This window comes from Desulfotomaculum defluvii, assembly GCF_054657375.1.
This window is the reverse complement of record NZ_BAAHYV010000001.1, coordinates 76214-94756: the sequence shown is the minus strand read 5'-3', so window position 1 is coordinate 94756 and position 18543 is coordinate 76214. Positions and strand designations below refer to the sequence as shown.

Here is an 18543-nt window from a genome sequence, read left to right as displayed (position 1 = left end):
TGATAAGGTACCCGGTACCTACTAAAATCGACAAGTTATATTTTATATTTGTGACAAACATATGTCGTTTATATTTTGCTAACTTTTGGATAATAAGATAAAATTAACTAGAAAAAGATAATATAAGGAGATTAGAATGATAGGTTTGGAACATACAGAAAGATTACTTAACATTCTGTATACAATACAAAAATCTCCCGGAATTCAAGGAAAAGAACTGGCTAAAATATTTGGACGGACTACTAGGACAATCCAAAGAGACATACGTAACCTGCGTAGAATGGGATTTTGCATTATCTCATCGACGGGGGCTGCCGGAGGTTTTGCTTCTAGAGGTTCTTATTACTTAAAGCCACTGGTTTTTTCAGGTGCTGAGGCATTGTCTCTTTTTGTAGCCTCTCACGTGTTATTAGAACAAAATGGATTTCCGTATATAAATGATTTAAAATCAGCATTAGAAAAAATCCCTCAACTGATTAGTGAAAATGATAAGGATTTTTTTCAAAGCCTTGAACCAAGGAACAGTGTTGAAGTTAAACAAATCAAAGATTATTATCCATGGGGAGAAATATTTTCTCAAATAAATCAGGCAATTTTAGATCAGGTAACTGTTGAGATAACCTATGAGTCATATTCAAGTCATACTAACTCTGCAAGAAGAGTTAACCCTTATCACATGTTGTTTCGTGAAGGGTTTTGGTACCTTATTGGTTATTGTCACCTGCGTGGAGAAATTCGTATTTTTCGTATTGATCGAATCAAAAGATTAGAGACATTAGACAATAAATTTCAGATTCCTAGAGAGTTTTCGCTAGGAGACTTCTTTAAGAATAGCTGGCAATTGGGAAAGGGTAATCTTACTACTGTAAAAGTTCTCTTTTATCCACCAATATCTGCGCTTATCAGAGAAAATACTTGGCATCATACACAGAAGATTGAGGAAATACAGGGAGATAGTCTTATCTTTACTGTTTGTGTCGAGGGGACATGGGAAATAAAAAAATGGATTCTAGGTTGGGGTGTAGGTGCCATTTGCTTAGAACCGGAAGAGTTGAGAAAAGAAATTAAGCGGGAGATCGAAGAACTAATAATTAAATATAACAGGATCTAATAATGCAGGATAGTTGAAAAAGGAAAGGAAGTTTAAAGATGATTGATGAGTTCATTGCACATGTACGCATGAATGACGATGGTACCTGGGCTTCTCCACATGGACTATCAGAGCATATAGAAGCCACCGCAAGGTTAGCAGAAAATTTTACAGCTAAGTTTCATTCTGGAGAATGGGGAAAAGCCGCGGGATTAGCTCATGATGCAGGTAAAGGAAGGTCAGTGTGGCAAAAGTATCTTCGACTCAAAAGTGGTTATGATGAAGAAGCACATTTAGAAGGTAAAACAGGCAAAATATCTCATGCTATTCATGGAGCTAGGCTGGTGGAATTTTTATTTGGTAAGGGATTGGGGAGGTCCTTGGCTTATTGTATCGCTGGTCATCATACGGGACTACCGGATTGGTCCAGTGCGGAAGGCGCAGGAAAATCTTCGCTTCAGTTTCAGTTGACACAGGTGAAAGATTTCAACGATATCGATCCAAAGGTTATTGATAAAATACGGTCTGCGAAGCCAAAATTACCGCCATGGAGATTTGCAGATGGTTTAGATTTACCTTTGTGGATTAGAATGTTGTATTCGAGTTTGGTGGATGCTGATTTTCTAGATACAGAGTCTTATATGGATAAAGACAAAGCTGGTAATAGGGGCGGTTATTGCACCATGGTGGAACTTCTTGATCGATTCAAGAAGTATATGAAACAATTAGATGAAACTTCCGAAAACTCAAGAGTAAATGAAATTAGAAGAAATATTAGAGTCAAGTGTGTGCAAATGGCAAGTGAAGCTCAAGGAATTTTTTCTCTTTCAGTGCCGACTGGTGGGGGAAAAACATTGTCCAGTCTTGCTTTTGCCCTGGAACATGCAATTAAACATCATCTAGATCGGATCGTTTATGTAATTCCATATACAAGCATAATTGAACAAAACGCTGAGGTGTTTCGTTCAGCAGTTGGTGAAGATCAAGTTGTGGAACATCATTCAAATTTGACAGAGGATGATGCTACATTAAAATCACGCTTAGCTTCAGAAAATTGGGATGCCCCCGTTATTGTAACTACATCAGTACAATTTTTTGAATCTCTTTTTGCGGCAAAATCCAGTCGTTGCCGTAAACTTCACAATATTGTAAGGTCTGTGGTTATCCTGGATGAAGCACAGTTAGTGCCAGTTGATTTTTTAGCACCAATTCTTAGAACAATGCAACTTCTAGTTGAACATTATCAGGTCAGTTTTGTAATTTCAACGGCAACTCAACCTGCGTTTAAAGAACGATTAGTTGATGGAAAACCGTTTCCAGGATTAAAAAGTATTAAAGAGATTATGGGTGACAGTAAAGAGGTGAAGTTGCTTTATCAATCACTGAAAAGAAATCATGTACAACTTCCCCATGACCTTCATGACATATCTAACTGGGAGGAAATAGCCGAAGAATTAAAACAGTATGAACAGGTATTATGTATTGTTTCAGACCGTAAAAGTTGCCGTGAATTACATAGTTTAATGCCCGAAGGGACATATCATTTGTCCGCTTTGATGTGCGGTCAGCATCGCAGTGAAATTATCAAAATAATCAAGCAAAAATTGAAAGCTAAGCAATCTGTTCGAGTTATTAGTACTCAACTTGTGGAGGCAGGTGTTGATTTGGATTTTCCAGTCGTATATAGAGCCCTAGCGGGATTAGACTCTATTGCACAGGCAGCAGGCCGTTGTAATAGAGAAGGTAAGTTGCCTGAACTGGGAAAAGTGATAGTTTTTATTCCACCCAAAAAAGCACCAATGGGAATACTTCGCAAAGCAGCAGACACTACTCGCAGTATTGTAGCAGCAAATTACCCAGACCCTTTAAACTATGACTTGTTTGAGAAATACTTTGAAGAATTATATTGGAAAGCCAATTCATTAGATTCAAATGGGATTATATCTCTGCTAAATCCTGATCAACAGGAATGTGGAGTTTACTTTCGGACTGCTGCTAGAAAATTTCGTATTATTGACGAAACTCTTCAAAAAACTATTATAGTTCGTTATGGCGAAAGCGAAAGATTAATAGATTTGTTGAAATTAAAGGGGCCAGATCGTTGGTTAATGCGGCAACTTCAAAGATATACGGTCAATGTTTATAATGATGATTTTAACCAATTGAAACGGCGTGGTTCGATTGAAGAAGTGCACCCCCAAATTTTTGCACTTTCATCTAACCTAGATTATTCAAAGGACACAGGGCTTTTAGTCAATGAAACCCCTTATGATCCTGAACAATTTATTTTTTAGAAAGGAGTTGACAATGTTGCACAACTGGTGTTTGGAAGTATGGGGTGATTACGCTTGCTTTACACGGCCAGAAATGAAGGTGGAACGAGTGAGCTATGATGTAATGACACCATCGTCTGCCAGGGCAATTTTTGAATCGATTTTATGGAAACCTGCCATTAAGTGGAACATAACTAAAATTGAAGTACTAAATCCTATCAAATGGATATCAGTTCGTAGAAATGAAATCGGCAAGAGAGTAGCTACTCCCACGGCAAAACAGATGACTGGTGTCCTTGGTGTGCCAATGGGCATTTTTATTGAAGATGAAAGGCAGCAACGTGCCGGACTTTTCTTGCGAGATGTCAGATATCGTATTCATGGTTATTTTGAATTTATCATCCCGGAGCAACGAAAGAAAAACAGTTCAGCCTCACCCGAATTTTGGGCAGACGAACGAGAGCAAACGGCAATAATCCGGCAGGATGAAACTGAAGCAAAATATGCGGCCATGTTTGAACGGCGGGCAAAAAAGGGCCAATGTTTTCACCGCCCATATTTAGGTTGCCGGGAATTTGCCTGCGATTTCAAATTAATCAAAAACCCGGATGCGGAACCAGAGGAACCTATCAACGAAACACGGGATTTGGGGTTCATGTTATACGATATGGATTTTGAGAGAAATATAAACAACCCCTCACCACTGTTTTTTCGGGCAAAAATCGATAAAGGCGTAGTAAATACCGACCGAAGGGAAATAGAGGTGAGAGGATGATACTGCAAGCCTTAAAAGAGTATTATGATAGAAAAGCTGCTGAAGGCTTGATAGCCCAAGATGGTTGGATACAGGGAGGAATTGATTTTCTAATAGAGCTAAATATCGATGGTGATGCCCAAGATCTTGTGGATTTAAGGGAATTTAAAGGGAAAAAAAGTATTTCACATCTATTTTACCTACCTAATATTGGAAACCAGGCATTAAAACACAGTAACAGCGGTAAAGATGCTAATTTACTCTGGGATAATGCAACGTTTGTTTTTGGATTGGGTGATAACGGAGATTTGCGTCTTCAAAGCATGATAGAAGCAATTGACAAATGGTTTGGTGAAACCAGTGATATGGGGGTTATTGCGGTTCGAAAATTTTTACTTAAGGGTCTAAAAAGTAGAAATCACTTTGATTTTGCCCTTAGCCATCCTAATTACGGTGAATTGTTGAAAAAGGGAAGTGTAAAAATCAGTTTTAGAATTTTAAAAACAGAGTATAAAGTGGTTTTTCAGTCACCAGTTGTTGTTAATGCACTTACAAGAGTGTGTGATTTAGACGAAAAATCTAAAACTACCGTCGGAACATGTCTAGTGACAGGAGAAAGAAATGTTTCAATTGAGGTGACACACCCAGTTACCAAGGGAGTATGGGGAGCCCAATCTGCGGGTGCTTGTATTGTTAGTTTTAACAAGGATGCCTTTAATTCATATTCTAAAAGTCAAAGTTTAAATGCTCCTGTTAGTAAGGTCGTTGCATCTCAATATGGTAAAGCCTTAAATAGTTTACTCAGTTCTCCAAGACAGTGTATTCATATCGGTGATGCATCTACTGTTTTTTGGTCAGAAAAACGATCATCTTTTGAAGCTGATTTTTCGTTCTTTTTCAAAGAACCTGAAAAGGATAATCCTGATGCGGGTACTCATAAAGTGAAAGCACTTTTGGAATTTGTAAATAGTGGTACTTATCTGGAGGATAATGGTGATGATCGGTTTTACATTTTGGGACTTTCACCTAATGCAGCGCGAATTGCTATTCGTTTTTGGAAAGTAGGGACAATTTCTGAATTTGCATTGAAGATTAAACAATATTTTGATGACTTTAGCATTATTAAACCACCCCGTGAACCGGAATACTATTCTATTTGGCGCATTCTAGTAAATATTGCAACCCAAGATAAAAGCGAGAATATTCCCCCAAATATTGCTGGTGATTTTATACGTTCAATCCTAGAGGGAATACCTTACCCAGCTACAATACTGCAAGCGGTCCTGCGGCGGATTCGCAGTGATACGGAAAATAGAGTTAAACCAATCCGAGCGGCATTGATTAAAGCATATTTAAATCGTTATTATCGTTTTTACCCTAATCCAAATTATAAGGAGGTTAAAATGGAGTTAGATAAGAATCAACCATCTATCGGTTATCAACTAGGAAGATTATTTGCTACCCTTGAGAAGATTCAAGAAGAAGCGAACCCTGGAATTAATGCAACAATTAGAGAACGGTTTTATGGTGCCGCCTGTTCAACACCAGTAACGGTATTTACGAATTTGCTTCGCCTTAAAAATCATCACCTTGTCAAACTTGAGAATAAAGGAAGGGTTATATATTTTGAAAGATTATTGGGCGAAATCATTGGAAACTTGAGGGATTTTCCAGCACATCTTGATTTACACGAGCAAGGGCGTTTTGCAATCGGTTATTATCACCAGAGACAGGCATTTTTTGCTACCAAAAATGCCGTAGAAAGTGAATTAACTAAGTGTTAAAGAACTAAGATTGTTAAAAGGAGAATGGTATTAATGAGTAAAGATGTTTTTGTTCAGAAACGTTATGATTTTGTAATTTTTTTCGATGTTAAAGACGGTAACCCCAATGGAGATCCTGATGCTGGGAATTTGCCACGGATAGATGCTGAAACAGGTCATGGACTTGTCACTGATGTTTGTTTAAAAAGAAAAGTAAGAAACTATGTAGGACTAAAAAGTGGATTTATACCTCCACACGACATTTATGTTAAAGAAAAAGCTGTATTAGGTAGGGCGCACGTGGATGCATTCAATAGTATTGGAATTACTTTAGGAGAAGAAACTCGAGTAATGATTCCTGATAATATTCGCGAAGATTTGCAAGAACTAATATTACCCGAAGGAGTTACAATAGAGGAAGATGATGAAAATTTGTTGCTTGTAATTGCGGCAGATGCTGATGTTAAAGCGATAAAGGCAGAACTTAAAGAAATTAAGCCATCAAAAGAAGCAAAAAAATTTATTGAGAGTAATCTTAAAAATGTAAAGGCTAGGAAACCGAAATCTGAAGAGGTAGAAAAAGGTAGGGAGTGGATGTGTAATCGTTTTTATGATATTAGAACATTTGGTGCAGTACTATCCTTAAAATCAGCACCAAATTGCGGACAAGTTCGCGGGCCAGTACAGTTTACATTCGCACGGTCGGTAGACCCGATTGTATCCCTTGAACACAGTATTACTCGAATGGCCGTTGCAACTGAGGCGGAGGCGGAAAAACAGGGTGGGGATAACCGTACGATGGGGCGAAAATTTACAGTTCCTTATGGACTTTATCGTGCTCATGGCTTTATTTCTGCACCCCTTGCCAATCAAACTGGTTTTTCTGAAGATGATTTAGAGCTTCTTTGGGAAGCACTTGAAAATATGTTTGAACATGACCGTTCTGCAGCCCGTGGATTAATGGGGACAAGAAAACTGTTCATATTTGAACACTCGTCTAAAATGGGAGATGCTCCAGTTCAAAAACTTTTTGATGCTATTACTGTAAAACGAAAAGATGAAAGTAAACCGGCTAGGGATTTTAGCGACTACCTAATTACTGTGGAAAAAGACAAAATTCCTCAAGGCGTTATACTGATAGAAAGATTATAATATGGCTAGTTGTTATAATGAAGATGACTTTCTTTTTCTCTCGGGAATTCAGCACATGGCCTTCTGCGAACGGCAGTGGGCACTTATCCATATCGAAATGGCTTGGGCAGAAAATGTCCTTACTATTGAGGGTAACCACCTCCATGAACGCACCGATAACCCCTTTGAGGATGAAACACGTAAAGATGTCAGGGTGGTCAGAGCAATGCCGATTGTATCTTATAAACTTGGTTTCCGTGGTATTGCTGATGTTGTCGAATTTCACCGAGTGGAAAATGAGCAGGAGGGTATTACCGTTAGACTTAGAAATCGGAAGGGGTGGTGGCGGCCTTACCCAGTGGAATACAAGCGTGGACGACCTAAATCCGATGACCGTGATGCGGTTCAGCTTTGTGCCCAAGCGATAGCATTGGAGGAAATGTTGAATATATCAATTGATTCAGGATTTCTGTATTATGGTCAGACTAGACACAGGGAACATATCGCTTTTGGTCAAAAGCTACGTGAACGTGTGTATGAACTTTCCCAAAAAATGCATAAGATGATGTCAGAAGGAAAGACGCCGAAAGCGCAAAAGGGTAAGCACTGTTCCCTTTGCTCATTGAAAGAAATATGTCAGCCTAACCTTACCATACGTCATAGGCCTATTAAGGAATATCTAGCGCGAATGGTTGATTTGGAGGTGAAGGATTATTGAGAAAACTTCTCAATACTCTTTATGTAACAATGCCAGATGCGTATTTGGCCCGTGATGGGGAAAATGTTCTTATAAAAATCGAAAATGAAATTAAATTCCGTGTTCCGGTTCATAATTTAGAGGGAATAGTATGTTTCGGGTTTGCCGGGGCAAGTCCCGGGCTGATGCATTTGTGTTGTGAAAGGGGGGTAGCCCTTTCGTTCTTAACAGGCTATGGGAAATTCATGGGTCGCGTAACTGGCAGAGTTTCCGGTAATATTTTGTTAAGAAAAAACCAGTATCGTTGGGCGGAAAATGATTTAATAACTATAAGATTAGCAAAACATTTTATTGCGGCAAAAATTATAAATTCCAGAGCAGTTTTACATCGTGCGGTTCGGGATCATCCGCATACTGTTGACACAATGTTGCTAACTAATATTATGAAGAGTATGGCAAATATGGTTAAACAATTAGAAAAAGCAAAGGATTTACAGATAATAAGAGGGCTGGAAGGTCAAGCAGCTAATTTATATTTCAGTGGATTTAATCAACTTATACTTACACAAAAAGATTCGTTTTGTATGACAGGAAGAAACAGACGTCCACCGTTAGATAGAATTAATGCTTTGTTATCTTTTTTGTACACTTTATTAACCCATGAAGTAGTTGCAGCTTTGGAGAGTATAGGGCTTGACCCACAAGCTGGTTTTTTGCACCGAGATAGGCCAGGAAGGGCAAGCCTTGCACTGGACGTAATGGAAGAACTCAGACCACATTTTGCGGATAGGCTAGCTATTACACTCATAAACCGTAACCAAATTAATTCTGATGGATTTGTTATTAAAGAAAATGGTGCTGTTGTTATGGATGACAAAACAAGAAAAGAGGTACTTATTGCCTGGCAAAAACGTAAACAAGAAGAAATAATACATCCATATCTTGATGAAAAAGTATCCCTGGGTTTAGTACCTTACATTCAAGCTATGCTTTTGGCAAGGCATGTAAGAGGTGATATTGAAGATTACCCTCCTTTTTTCTGGAGATGAGGTGTTATTTATGATGGTATTAATTACTTATGATGTAAACGTTACTACTAATATGGGAAAGAAACGTTTACGTAAGGTTGCAAAGCAATGTCAAAATTACGGACAGAGAGTACAGAATTCGGTATTCGAATGTCTGGTAGATCCGACACAATTTGCTGATCTAAAACATAGGTTAGAGAGCATTGTTGATCCGAATACAGACAGTTTGCGTTATTATCTTCTAGGTAGAAATTGGAAAAGGCATGTAGATCATTATGGAGCAAAAGGAACTTATGATCCTGAAGGCATACTAATAATTGGTGCGAACCCTTAGCTATCATAAGTTCTTAAGGGGTTTCGCAGTACGTGAATAGTAAGGTAATATGATTTTTTCTTGTAAGAAATTGAAGAACTATCCAAATAAAAATGTGTTTCGCAAAACAAAGCCCTGAAAGGCTTTGATATTAAGTGTTTAAATTATGGACTGTCGCACCCCATGCGGGTGCGTGGATTGAAACGTCAAAGAAGCTATTTTAGCTAAAGAATTACTTGTCGCACCCCATGCGGGTGCGTGGATTGAAACAATTATTATAAAAATGTTGCCAAAAATAATTAAAGTCGCACCCCATGCGGGTGCGTGGATTGAAACAAGTTTTGAAATAAATACAACAGACACAAGTGCAAAGTCGCACCCCATGCGGGTGCGTGGATTGAAACTGCTGCCCATCTGGCCAACTGCCCAGCAGCATCAGTCGCACCCCATGCGGGTGCGTGGATTGAAACCCGTCGTAGTGCCTCGTGTATCCCTCGATGTTGTCGCACCCCATGCGGGTGCGTGGATTGAAACCAATCTTATCAATAAAGATGTTTGCGTTTATTGGTCGCACCCCATGCGGGTGCGTGGATTGAAACCGAGATTAGAATAAACATTAGGTAAGGCAGGGATGTCGCACCCCATGCGGGTGCGTGGATTGAAACTGCAGGTACTGGATTTGCTGATCCGTACTCATTGTCGCACCCCATGCGGGTGCGTGGATTGAAACATCTATGGTTAGGCCATCAGGATCATTCCAGAATGTCGCACCCCATGCGGGTGCGTGGATTGAAACAGCATTTCTTATTGCCTCCTGCCTTAGTTCGGAGTCGCACCCCATGCGGGTGCGTGGATTGAAACAAAGAAGTGTTTGGTAAAGAGATCATCATCCAGTCGCACCCCATGCGGGTGCGTGGATTGAAACACAAGCATGACGCCAGGTGATCCCATCCTTGGAGTCGCACCCCATGCGGGTGCGTGGATTGAAACTACTAGATCCCATTTAAGTCCTACGTCGTGCGGAGTCGCACCCCATGCGGGTGCGTGGATTGAAACAATAGCACCCTTAAGGTTATTTTTCATGGTACGTCGCACCCCATGCGGGTGCGTGGATTGAAACCTAAGACCCTTGAAAATATATGCAAGGCTAACGGTCGCACCCCATGCGGGTGCGTGGATTGAAACTAACCGTGCTTATACAAGTAAACTTAAGGAACTAGTCGCACCCCATGCGGGTGCGTGGATTGAAACACCTAAAGCTAACTTAGCAATTTGTTCATTTGGAGGTCGCACCCCATGCGGGTGCGTGGATTGAAACTGCAAAAGAACGGATCTCTTACATTTTTGATGAGTCGCACCCCATGCGGGTGCGTGGATTGAAACAGCTATAGCTCTTAGTAAAATTGTCTTTTTGTCGTCGCACCCCATGCGGGTGCGTGGATTGAAACTTCTGCGTCCCTTTCGGCCTGTTGTCTTGTCGTAGTCGCACCCCATGCGGGTGCGTGGATTGAAACCATCATTGCTTGATCTATGGCTGCATGTTTACTGGTCGCACCCCATGCGGGTGCGTGGATTGAAACCCTTTTACGGGCCATGCCCAGTAACCACTACAAAAGTCGCACCCCATGCGGGTGCGTGGATTGAAACAAGCTAAAAGATATAAGAGTAAGAAAGTTAACTGTCGCACCCCATGCGGGTGCGTGGATTGAAACATACCAGAAGATATACCACGTTTATTTTTGTTTGTCGCACCCCATGCGGGTGCGTGGATTGAAACTCACTTGAACAGTACAACAACTTAAAATCTAACGTCGCACCCCATGCGGGTGCGTGGATTGAAACTATATTAAACCATTTTTTAACCTGAGTTAATACGTCGCACCCCATGCGGGTGCGTGGATTGAAACACAAAAGGGACTACATTGGAGCAAATGCAAGTTGTCGCACCCCATGCGGGTGCGTGGATTGAAACATGATATCACCCTTTCTGTCCAACCAATACTAATGTCGCACCCCATGCGGGTGCGTGGATTGAAACAAGCATCATCCGTAACATAAATAGAGTACCGCTTGCGCGTCGCACCCCATGCGGGTGCGTGGATTGAAACTCCTGAACAGGTGCAGGAATCAATTCCACAAAGGTCGCACCCCATGCGGGTGCGTGGATTGAAACATTAAGAGAGGAGGGGATAACCCTCCTCATTAAAGTCGCACCCCATGCGGGTGCGTGGATTGAAACTCACGTTTTGCCGGGTATGCAGGAACAAGTTGCGTCGCACCCCATGCGGGTGCGTGGATTGAAACGTTGGTGGAATTTGGCACCTGTGTTTGTCGGTTATAGTCGCACCCCATGCGGGTGCGTGGATTGAAACCCTGGTACGGTGGCAGGCAGTGCTAAGTCGGCAGTCGCACCCCATGCGGGTGCGTGGATTGAAACTAAATTGGATAATCTTGGTTCCAAAATTGATTCAGTCGCACCCCATGCGGGTGCGTGGATTGAAACTTTTAGTCAGGCTCAAACACCCTGGCATGTTTGTCGCACCCCATGCGGGTGCGTGGATTGAAACATGATTTGTGTCATATCTGCGTTAAAACTCATAGTCGCACCCCATGCGGGTGCGTGGATTGAAACGCAAAGGCCTTACTGTATTTTTATATTTGCAGCTGTCGCACCCCATGCGGGTGCGTGGATTGAAACTTATTATTAAATAATATCGCTTATGCTGATATGTCGCACCCCATGCGGGTGCGTGGATTGAAACCCTGCAACATATTGTCCAAGCCAAACTCTCAACGTCGCACCCCATGCGGGTGCGTGGATTGAAACCTCCTGTTGGTGGTAGTGTTGGTAGCGTTAAGGTCGCACCCCATGCGGGTGCGTGGATTGAAACTGACGAACTCAATTTGCTGTCACTGGCAATTTCGTCGCACCCCATGCGGGTGCGTGGATTGAAACCGTAAGTATCAGCAGGAACTCAGAAATGTAGATAGTCGCACCCCATGCGGGTGCGTGGATTGAAACATCTGGTATTGTCTTAGCCCACCGAGGATGGAGTCGCACCCCATGCGGGTGCGTGGATTGAAACAAAAATTTGTTATTGATAATCCCAAACCGTTTAGTCGCACCCCATGCGGGTGCGTGGATTGAAACCACCTCCAGCGGAAGTGTCAAAGCAAGAACCAGTCGCACCCCATGCGGGTGCGTGGATTGAAACCTTGTTGTTTTATCGGTAACGGTAATGGTGGCAGTCGCACCCCATGCGGGTGCGTGGATTGAAACCAGAAGTTTAGGGTAATACACTGCGGCGTCTCTTGTTAAATAGACACATAAAGCACAAGTATTTCTCCATTATTCGTATAATATCTCAATATTACAAAATACCCTTGCGATAGGAGATACACGCTGAGATATCATAACCACAATTTATTAATCACTAACTTAATTCAGAAAATGTATTGGTCACAGATACTTGGAGAGCATATAAGGCCTATGCTAAAGAAAAGGATATTGAACATTATCGCATTAAATCTAATGAAGGAAACCCGTTATTACAGGGCTTTACCATATTCAAAACGTTAAGATGGTAAATACGTCATAGAAAAATACAAGGATGTTTCTCGTTTACTATAGAAATAAGTTGCAAATCAAAAATGTTAGAGGTGTGTTATGACAGAGGGAGTAAAAATTGAATTACCTAAAATCGCTTCAGAATTAGAAAAAGTAAATTTTCGAGATATTTATTACGAAGAAGACCCACAGCTAGTAAACTGTATGGTACTTGGTGAACAAATTGATAACGAGGTTATAGATAAGGTGTTTCTTTCCAAAGTCATTTTTAAAAATGTAACATTAATGGATGCTTCTTTTTATAAGATTGATATGACTGATGTGATTTTCGAAAACTGTAATCTATCTAATGCTCGATTGCGTGAGGGTATTGTTCACAGAGTTGCTTTTAAAGAATGCAAACTATTGGGCTCAGATTTTTCAGGAGCTAATCTTAGAAACGTTTCTTTTAAAAATTGTAATTTAAATTTAAGTAACTTTTCAGATGCTCATTTAAAACAAGTAAGCTTTGATGAATCGTCTTTAACTAGTGCTAAATTTTACAATTGTAAACTTAGTAAAATTGATTTAAATCATTGCGATATTAACAATGTTAATTTTACAAAAACTATGCTAAAAGGAATTGATATAAGTAGCTGTACATTTGAACAACTTATTGTATCTTTAGATAATCTAAATGGTTGCGAAGTTTCTTCACACCAAGCAATTGGATTTTCAAAATTGCTAGGGTTAAAAGTTAAAGATTAATATTTTTTTGAGCTGCGGTTTGGGATAGTCAAATTGACTATTCTAATGCACATTCTCTATAAAATGCATTAGAGGTGCTTCTCAGATGCACCTCTAATTTTCAATAAAATTTCAACAATACTTAACAGAGCCTAAAATAAAAAAAGATCAATTGTAAATTACCTGTTGGTCAATATCAAGGGAGTAACAATAATGAAAAAATTTATATTAGGTCTTTTATGTGGGGTAATAATTTCTACTTCTTCAATTGTTATGCTGCTGATTATGTTCAAACAACATTATTTCCTGCAAATATCATTATTAATGGACAAAGCAAAGAATTAAATACCGAATATACTATTTTAAATTGTAGCAATCATGTTTATGTACCTATCCGCTTTGTTGCGGAAAATATGGGTGCTATTGTTGACTATAATAATAATACTAGAACAATTAATATCAATAATATCTCCGGGGATTCGCTTACTATTAAAGACCCAAAAGAAAATTTTGTCCAAGTAGGAAACCTTAATTTAATAAGGGAAGGTAATAATACACGAGTAACCGGGAATATTTTAATTTCACTGCCAGGAACAAATACTATTGGGGCAAACTTATCATTTTATAACGACAAAGGTGAAAAAATGGGGTCTGTAGTAATAAGCGGTGATATACCACAGGGTATACAGAAATTTAATATAATTGGAACTGGGGACTTTTCTAATTATTCTGCTGTTAAACTTAATGTTGGTTACTTAAACGGTGTAAAAAACAGGGTTCCATATTAAAATAAAACCATATTCATCTATCAGCCTATTAAGGGTTGTTTATAAAGCAAAGCCCCTAAACTCACCATATTTCTTAAGGGTCAGTGGATTGAAACTGTATAATTAGAAGTGTAAAATATTAAATGCATAGGTCGCACCCCATGCAGGTGCGTGGATTGAAACAGGTTCTAAAATAGTCTATAAATAGTCTATTATAATGTATCTTGGATTGTATTTTTACATTAAAGGTTAAGGGAACATAGGTATGACTTAATTTATGGAATTGGAGAGACTGATTATGATTATTGACAAAAATAGTAATTTTAATGAGAAAGATCTTAACTTTGATGAAATAGATCAGGGCTTTACAACTAAGGAAGCTATTGCAGAGGCTAGTCGTTGTCTAAACTGTGCCAAACCTCTCTGTCGTACCGGTTGCCCCATTGAAAATAATATTCCTGCTTTTATCCACGCTTTGTCTAAGGGTAATATTGGAGAGGCCAGGGAGATTATAGCCGAGAGAAGTAACCTACCTGCAGTATGTGGCAGGGTTTGCCCCCATGAAAAGCAGTGTGAGGGCCACTGTATTTTGACTAAAAAGCAAAAGGGTATTAATATTGGAAAACTGGAACGTTTTATTGCCGACTTTGATGCTGAAATGAACCTTACCAAAGATAAAATGCCTGCCAAGACCAAGGGTAAGGTTGCGGTGATTGGATCAGGTCCCGCAGGTCTGACTGTAGCAGGAGACTTGGCAAAGATGGGCTTTAATGTTGTAGTTTATGAAGCAGAAAATGAACCTGGTGGCGTTTTGCTTTACGGTATTCCTGAATTTAGATTGCCCAAGGATGTGGTTCGTCAAGAAACAAATCGCATTGCCAGCTTAGGGGTAACCTTTATTACTAATACCCTAGTGGGTGTTAATATTACTATTGATCAATTGTTTGAGCGAGGATTTGATGCCATATTTATCGGTACCGGGACTGCCCTAGCAAAGGACTTAAACATTCCTGGTAATGATCTTTTTGGTATTATCCAGGCAATTTACTTCCTGCGTATTATTACCCTATATAATGAAGGGAAAGTTGATCAGAAAGAAGTCCCTATTAATGCTGGAGATGATGTATTAGTTATTGGTGGCGGTAATGTAGCCATGGATGCAGCTCGCACCGCGCTACGTATCGGTGCCGGAAAAGTCAGGGTTGTGTACCGTAAAACAGAAAAGGAACTTCCGGCATTACGCTCGGAGTACGAAGATGCAGTTGCTGAGGGAGTTGAGTTTTGCTGGCAGTCTTCACCTCTGTCCTTTGTGGGGCAAAATGGCAGGCTTAGCGGTTTAGAGGTTGAAACACCAATGGGAAAAACCATCCTGAGCACCCGCAAAGTTTTACTGGCTATTGGATCCCGTCCAGCCGCTCGCATTATTTCGACTACCAAGGGTATTGAAGTAAACTCTTCTGGCTATGTAATAACCAAGGAACGTCCCTATGGTATGACTACCCGGAAAGGTGTTTTTTCCGGAGGGGATGTTGTTCATCAGCCAGCTACAGTGGTATTGGCAATGAAAGAAGCCAAATTGGTAGCTAAAGGTATAGCAGATTATGTAGAAGCGAAAAAACTATTGGAAGAATGCTAATAATCATAAAAACGGGGTAGTTTCCAGCACTGTTAGCTGGTACTACCCCGTCTAATTAATATATTTTTTTCATCCATTCTACCAGGCTTTGTCCGTGCGTAATTCGAATATCATCAACATCGGCAATGCCTTGTATCTGGCCGTTTTGGACCGCCACTACAGTGTCTAGGATGGGTTCGATCTCGGTAACTTCATGGGTGGTCAGAATCACAGTTTGCTGCTCCAAATCTAGATAGGATATCAAGGATTGAATAATGGAATCTCGCACCATGGGGTCCAAACCTGAAAGGGGCTCATCCAATAAAAGCAGAGGAACTCTTCTGGCTAGGGATAATATGATTTTTAGTCTTCCTCGATTGCCCTTAGATAGATCTTTTACTTTTTTAGTAGGGTCCAGTTTCATAAAGGTAAGAAGCTCCTGAGCCTTTAATATATCAAAATCTTCAAATAGTCTAGCATTAAAGTTAATAGTTTCCGAAGTGGTATAAAAGGGGTAAAGGGTATCTAATTCAGAAAGATAGGATATTTCGGATGCAAGCATACGATTAGCTAGCTGTCCATTTACTCTCACCGTACCACTGGTGGGGTGGACTAGCCCAGCGGTTAATTTTAAGATGGTAGATTTGCCGCTACCGTTAGGTCCAACTAGGCCGATGATCTTGCCTTGGGGGAGATTAAGGCTGACATTATTTAAAGCTACTTGTCTTACATATTTTTTTGTAACACTATTAAATTCCACAATATATTCAGGCATAACGGCACCTCTCTTATGCATTTTCCAGGGCTTTTCTCACACCTTCTACTATCTCAGAGGCTGTGAAGCCCATCTCTTTCATGTCCGTGACAAAGCTATTAATTTGCTCTGTCATCAATTCATCTCGTAGCTGCTGTAACCTACTTTCCTTTTCTGTAATAAAGGTTCCCAGTCCACGTCTAGTTTCAGCAACTTCAAGCTTTTCCAATTCACTATATACTCGTTGTACTGTGTTAGGGTTTACCCCCATTTGTACGGCTAGCTCTCGCACCGACGGTAGCTTATCACCTGCCCCAAGCTCCCCGCGAATAATCTGGCGACAAAGTCGTTGAACTATCTGTAGGTAAATAGGTTGGTTTGTATTAAAATCTTGACCCATAGGTTACACCTCAACTTTGTTGTCAATCAGCCAGGATGCTAGGGCAAATACAATAATAGTTACAATAATGATTGCCAAGACCTCACCTGCGTAAATATTAAAACCTTCAAATGTATTTATATCTTCAATATTTACTGAACTTGGTAATACCTTATTTAGCGAAAGTAATTTAATCTTAAAGCTGCCCCAGTGAGTCAGTGTTTCATAGACCCAGGACTCATGTAGTTCACCCATCCCCCAGGTAGCCACAAGGAAGGTGCCAAGTCCTGCTAGCCAGTTAAAACGGCCAAGTATATTGCGGGTACTGGCAGTTGCTATAGCCATTAGGGAACCCCAGGCTGCCATATTGATACTAACTCCAATAATAGCAATGGTTAGATAAGCACCAACTTCAGTTGCAAAAATTGCTAAATCTCCTGCGGGTATATCTAGCCGTTCATAGGTACTAAATATTGTAATATAAACAAAGGTAGCACCCACTGCTAGGATAGCCAGCATGACACCTACTGCAGTTGTCAATTTGGCTGATAACAGTTTCCAGGCGGGTTGGGGATTATGGAGCCAAAGGTGAGGCGTATGCTTTAACTCACTGTGAACACTTGTTAGCATATGGAATGCTGGATAAAACATAGCAAAAATTAGCAATAATGATGCCGGTGCTAAAATAATTCCCCAGTGTTCACGATTTGAATAGACCCCCCACAACCCTGCGATGATAAGCATACCTAACAGGACAGAGGTAGATGTTCTGACCATGCGGTATTCTTTTTTGAGTAGATTTAACCAACTGCTCATTTATTTTCCTCCTTAGACTGTATCAATGTACTGGTGTTATAGTAAAATAGTACACTAACTCGATATAGCTGTCAAGGTGTTACGGAGAATTATTCTAAGGAGACATATAGGTTGGATGGATGTAAATATAAATATAGATAATACAGATCGCCATTAGGCGGATAATAAAAAGGGTCGCTAGCTTTATAGCTAGCGACCCTTTTTATTATCCGCCAGTGAGTTTCCTACTTATCACTGAGTCACTGAATCATTTTTGGTTAAATACACCCAGCGGCACTTAGCCGTTTTTATGTGAAGTGGATTCTCTTAGTTTTAGGACCTCTGATTCAAGCCACTTCACATAATTTAGGTCAGATTTACTATCTATGTATTCTTTATATAACTCATTACCTTGCCCAACTTCAAAGGGGAGTTCATTGTTAGCTTCTACAAAAAACTCCACAATTTTGTTCTCAGGGTAGAAAAATGATTCACTCCATCTTACGAATTTACCATTTTCCCCTTCATACACTGGTTGTTCAAATGTTTTATTATGGGCTTCAAAATTAGTTAAATCACAAACAATATGTATCATATCTTGCTTTTCTGCCACATGGGTTAGGCTTGCCATCATACCAGTTTCAAGTCCTGTTGAGTATTCCCTTATGTCTTGTGTAAAGGTTAGGGTCGGTTGCTTCTTAGTAAAGGCTACAAAGGGTTTATCATCCCTATTGATAATGTCCCAAAACTCTCTTGCCTGCAAAATGGATCTTTCCCTTCTTAAATTATAGTTGCATAAACTTACAAGATAAATCATTTGTCATTATAACATAACACTGTTAATATTTCACTTTAGCCCCACACAACTGGTTTAGTATGGTTTGGCTCCC

The 18543-nt window shown here is 40.0% G+C and carries 15 protein-coding genes, 1 pseudogene and 1 CRISPR repeat array; of the genes and pseudogenes, 12 read left to right on the top strand and 4 right to left on the bottom strand.

Annotated features, from left to right (window positions below):
* The first annotated feature begins 136 nt into the window (after nt 1-136).
* The 12 genes and pseudogenes from ACYQ03_RS00445 (at nt 137) to ACYQ03_RS00390 (ending at nt 15746) form a co-directional block, all read left to right on the top strand.
* Complete coding sequence (locus tag ACYQ03_RS00445; protein ID WP_459906813.1) at nt 137-1111, top strand: helix-turn-helix transcriptional regulator; 975 nt, start codon at nt 137-139, stop codon at nt 1109-1111.
* Between the two features lie 38 nt (nt 1112-1149).
* Nucleotides 1150-3384: a CRISPR-associated helicase Cas3' gene (gene cas3, locus ACYQ03_RS00440; RefSeq protein WP_459906811.1), complete on the top strand. Its 2235-nt coding sequence runs from the start codon at nt 1150-1152 to the stop codon at nt 3382-3384.
* A 13-nt stretch (nt 3385-3397) separates the two neighbouring features.
* The gene (gene cas5c / locus ACYQ03_RS00435; RefSeq protein WP_459906810.1) at nt 3398-4138 is read left to right on the top strand and encodes a type I-C CRISPR-associated protein Cas5c; all 741 of its coding nucleotides are present in this window, start codon (nt 3398-3400) and stop codon (nt 4136-4138) included.
* Nucleotides 4135-5901 carry a type I-C CRISPR-associated protein Cas8c/Csd1 gene (cas8c, locus tag ACYQ03_RS00430; RefSeq protein ID WP_459906809.1) on the top strand — a complete coding sequence of 589 codons (1767 nt, stop codon included), beginning with the start codon at nt 4135-4137 and terminating at the stop codon, nt 5899-5901. The genes cas5c and cas8c overlap by 4 nt, the downstream gene beginning before the upstream one ends.
* Before the next feature lie 33 nt (nt 5902-5934).
* Entirely contained in the window at nt 5935-7032 is a 1098-nt protein-coding gene (cas7c, locus tag ACYQ03_RS00425; protein ID WP_459906808.1) for a type I-C CRISPR-associated protein Cas7/Csd2, read from the top strand.
* 1 nt (nt 7033) lies between these two features.
* The gene (gene cas4, locus ACYQ03_RS00420; RefSeq protein WP_459906806.1) at nt 7034-7729 is read left to right on the top strand and encodes a CRISPR-associated protein Cas4; all 696 of its coding nucleotides are present in this window, start codon (nt 7034-7036) and stop codon (nt 7727-7729) included.
* Nucleotides 7726-8757 (top strand): type I-C CRISPR-associated endonuclease Cas1c, encoded by a 1032-nt coding sequence (cas1c, locus tag ACYQ03_RS00415; protein ID WP_459906805.1) that lies wholly within the window; start codon nt 7726-7728, stop codon nt 8755-8757. Before cas4 ends, cas1c begins: the two co-directional genes overlap by 4 nt.
* 10 nt (nt 8758-8767) lie before the next feature.
* Entirely contained in the window at nt 8768-9070 is a 303-nt protein-coding gene (cas2, locus tag ACYQ03_RS00410; RefSeq protein WP_459906803.1) for a CRISPR-associated endonuclease Cas2, read from the top strand.
* A gap of 152 nt (nt 9071-9222) precedes the next feature.
* Nucleotides 9223-12329: direct repeats of the CRISPR family, unit length 32 nt; unit sequence GTCGCACCCCATGCGGGTGCGTGGATTGAAAC.
* 158 nt (nt 12330-12487) lie between these two features.
* Nucleotides 12488-12627: pseudogene (locus tag ACYQ03_RS00405) on the top strand (IS1595 family transposase); the annotation flags it as partial.
* Nucleotides 12628-12716: 89 nt separating this feature from the next.
* Nucleotides 12717-13364 (top strand): pentapeptide repeat-containing protein, encoded by a 648-nt coding sequence (locus ACYQ03_RS00400; protein ID WP_459906801.1) that lies wholly within the window; start codon nt 12717-12719, stop codon nt 13362-13364.
* A 218-nt stretch (nt 13365-13582) separates the two neighbouring features.
* Nucleotides 13583-14131 (top strand): stalk domain-containing protein, encoded by a 549-nt coding sequence (locus tag ACYQ03_RS00395; RefSeq protein ID WP_459906799.1) that lies wholly within the window; start codon nt 13583-13585, stop codon nt 14129-14131.
* Between the two features lie 277 nt (nt 14132-14408).
* Nucleotides 14409-15746, top strand: coding sequence for an NAD(P)-dependent oxidoreductase (locus ACYQ03_RS00390; protein WP_459906798.1), 1338 nt, complete (start codon nt 14409-14411; stop codon nt 15744-15746).
* 55 nt (nt 15747-15801) lie between these two features.
* On the opposite strand, the gene ACYQ03_RS00385 is transcribed toward ACYQ03_RS00390, so the two are convergent.
* From ACYQ03_RS00385 to ACYQ03_RS00370, 4 genes are all read right to left on the bottom strand, one after another.
* Complete coding sequence (locus ACYQ03_RS00385) at nt 15802-16500, bottom strand: ABC transporter ATP-binding protein (protein WP_459906796.1); 699 nt, start codon at nt 16498-16500, stop codon at nt 15802-15804.
* A 13-nt stretch (nt 16501-16513) separates the two neighbouring features.
* Nucleotides 16514-16879, bottom strand: coding sequence for a GntR family transcriptional regulator (locus ACYQ03_RS00380; RefSeq protein WP_459906794.1), 366 nt, complete (start codon nt 16877-16879; stop codon nt 16514-16516).
* A gap of 3 nt (nt 16880-16882) precedes the next feature.
* A complete protein-coding gene (locus tag ACYQ03_RS00375; RefSeq protein WP_459906793.1) occupies nt 16883-17674 on the bottom strand; it encodes a hypothetical protein in 792 nt (263 codons plus the stop codon).
* Between the two features lie 277 nt (nt 17675-17951).
* Nucleotides 17952-18416 carry a hypothetical protein gene (locus ACYQ03_RS00370; protein WP_459906791.1) on the bottom strand — a complete coding sequence of 155 codons (465 nt, stop codon included), beginning with the start codon at nt 18414-18416 and terminating at the stop codon, nt 17952-17954.
* Nucleotides 18417-18543 lie beyond the last annotated feature (127 nt).

What these genes read in the sequence shown, in the direction of transcription:
- ACYQ03_RS00445 (WP_459906813.1), top strand. Translation starts at nt 137, where the DNA reads ATGATAGGTTTGGAACATACAGAAAGATTACTTAACATTCTGTATACA.
- cas3 (WP_459906811.1), top strand. Translation starts at nt 1,150, where the DNA reads ATGATTGATGAGTTCATTGCACATGTACGCATGAATGACGATGGTACC.
- cas5c (WP_459906810.1), top strand. Translation starts at nt 3,398, where the DNA reads ATGTTGCACAACTGGTGTTTGGAAGTATGGGGTGATTACGCTTGCTTT.
- cas8c (WP_459906809.1), top strand. Translation starts at nt 4,135, where the DNA reads ATGATACTGCAAGCCTTAAAAGAGTATTATGATAGAAAAGCTGCTGAA.
- cas7c (WP_459906808.1), top strand. Translation starts at nt 5,935, where the DNA reads ATGAGTAAAGATGTTTTTGTTCAGAAACGTTATGATTTTGTAATTTTT.
- cas4 (WP_459906806.1), top strand. Translation starts at nt 7,034, where the DNA reads ATGGCTAGTTGTTATAATGAAGATGACTTTCTTTTTCTCTCGGGAATT.
- cas2 (WP_459906803.1), top strand. Translation starts at nt 8,768, where the DNA reads ATGATGGTATTAATTACTTATGATGTAAACGTTACTACTAATATGGGA.
- ACYQ03_RS00400 (WP_459906801.1), top strand. Translation starts at nt 12,717, where the DNA reads ATGACAGAGGGAGTAAAAATTGAATTACCTAAAATCGCTTCAGAATTA.
- ACYQ03_RS00395 (WP_459906799.1), top strand. Translation starts at nt 13,583, where the DNA reads ATGTGGGGTAATAATTTCTACTTCTTCAATTGTTATGCTGCTGATTAT.
- ACYQ03_RS00390 (WP_459906798.1), top strand. Translation starts at nt 14,409, where the DNA reads ATGATTATTGACAAAAATAGTAATTTTAATGAGAAAGATCTTAACTTT.
- ACYQ03_RS00385 (WP_459906796.1), bottom strand. Translation starts at nt 16,500, where the DNA reads ATGCCTGAATATATTGTGGAATTTAATAGTGTTACAAAAAAATATGTA.
- ACYQ03_RS00380 (WP_459906794.1), bottom strand. Translation starts at nt 16,879, where the DNA reads ATGGGTCAAGATTTTAATACAAACCAACCTATTTACCTACAGATAGTT.
- ACYQ03_RS00375 (WP_459906793.1), bottom strand. Translation starts at nt 17,674, where the DNA reads ATGAGCAGTTGGTTAAATCTACTCAAAAAAGAATACCGCATGGTCAGA.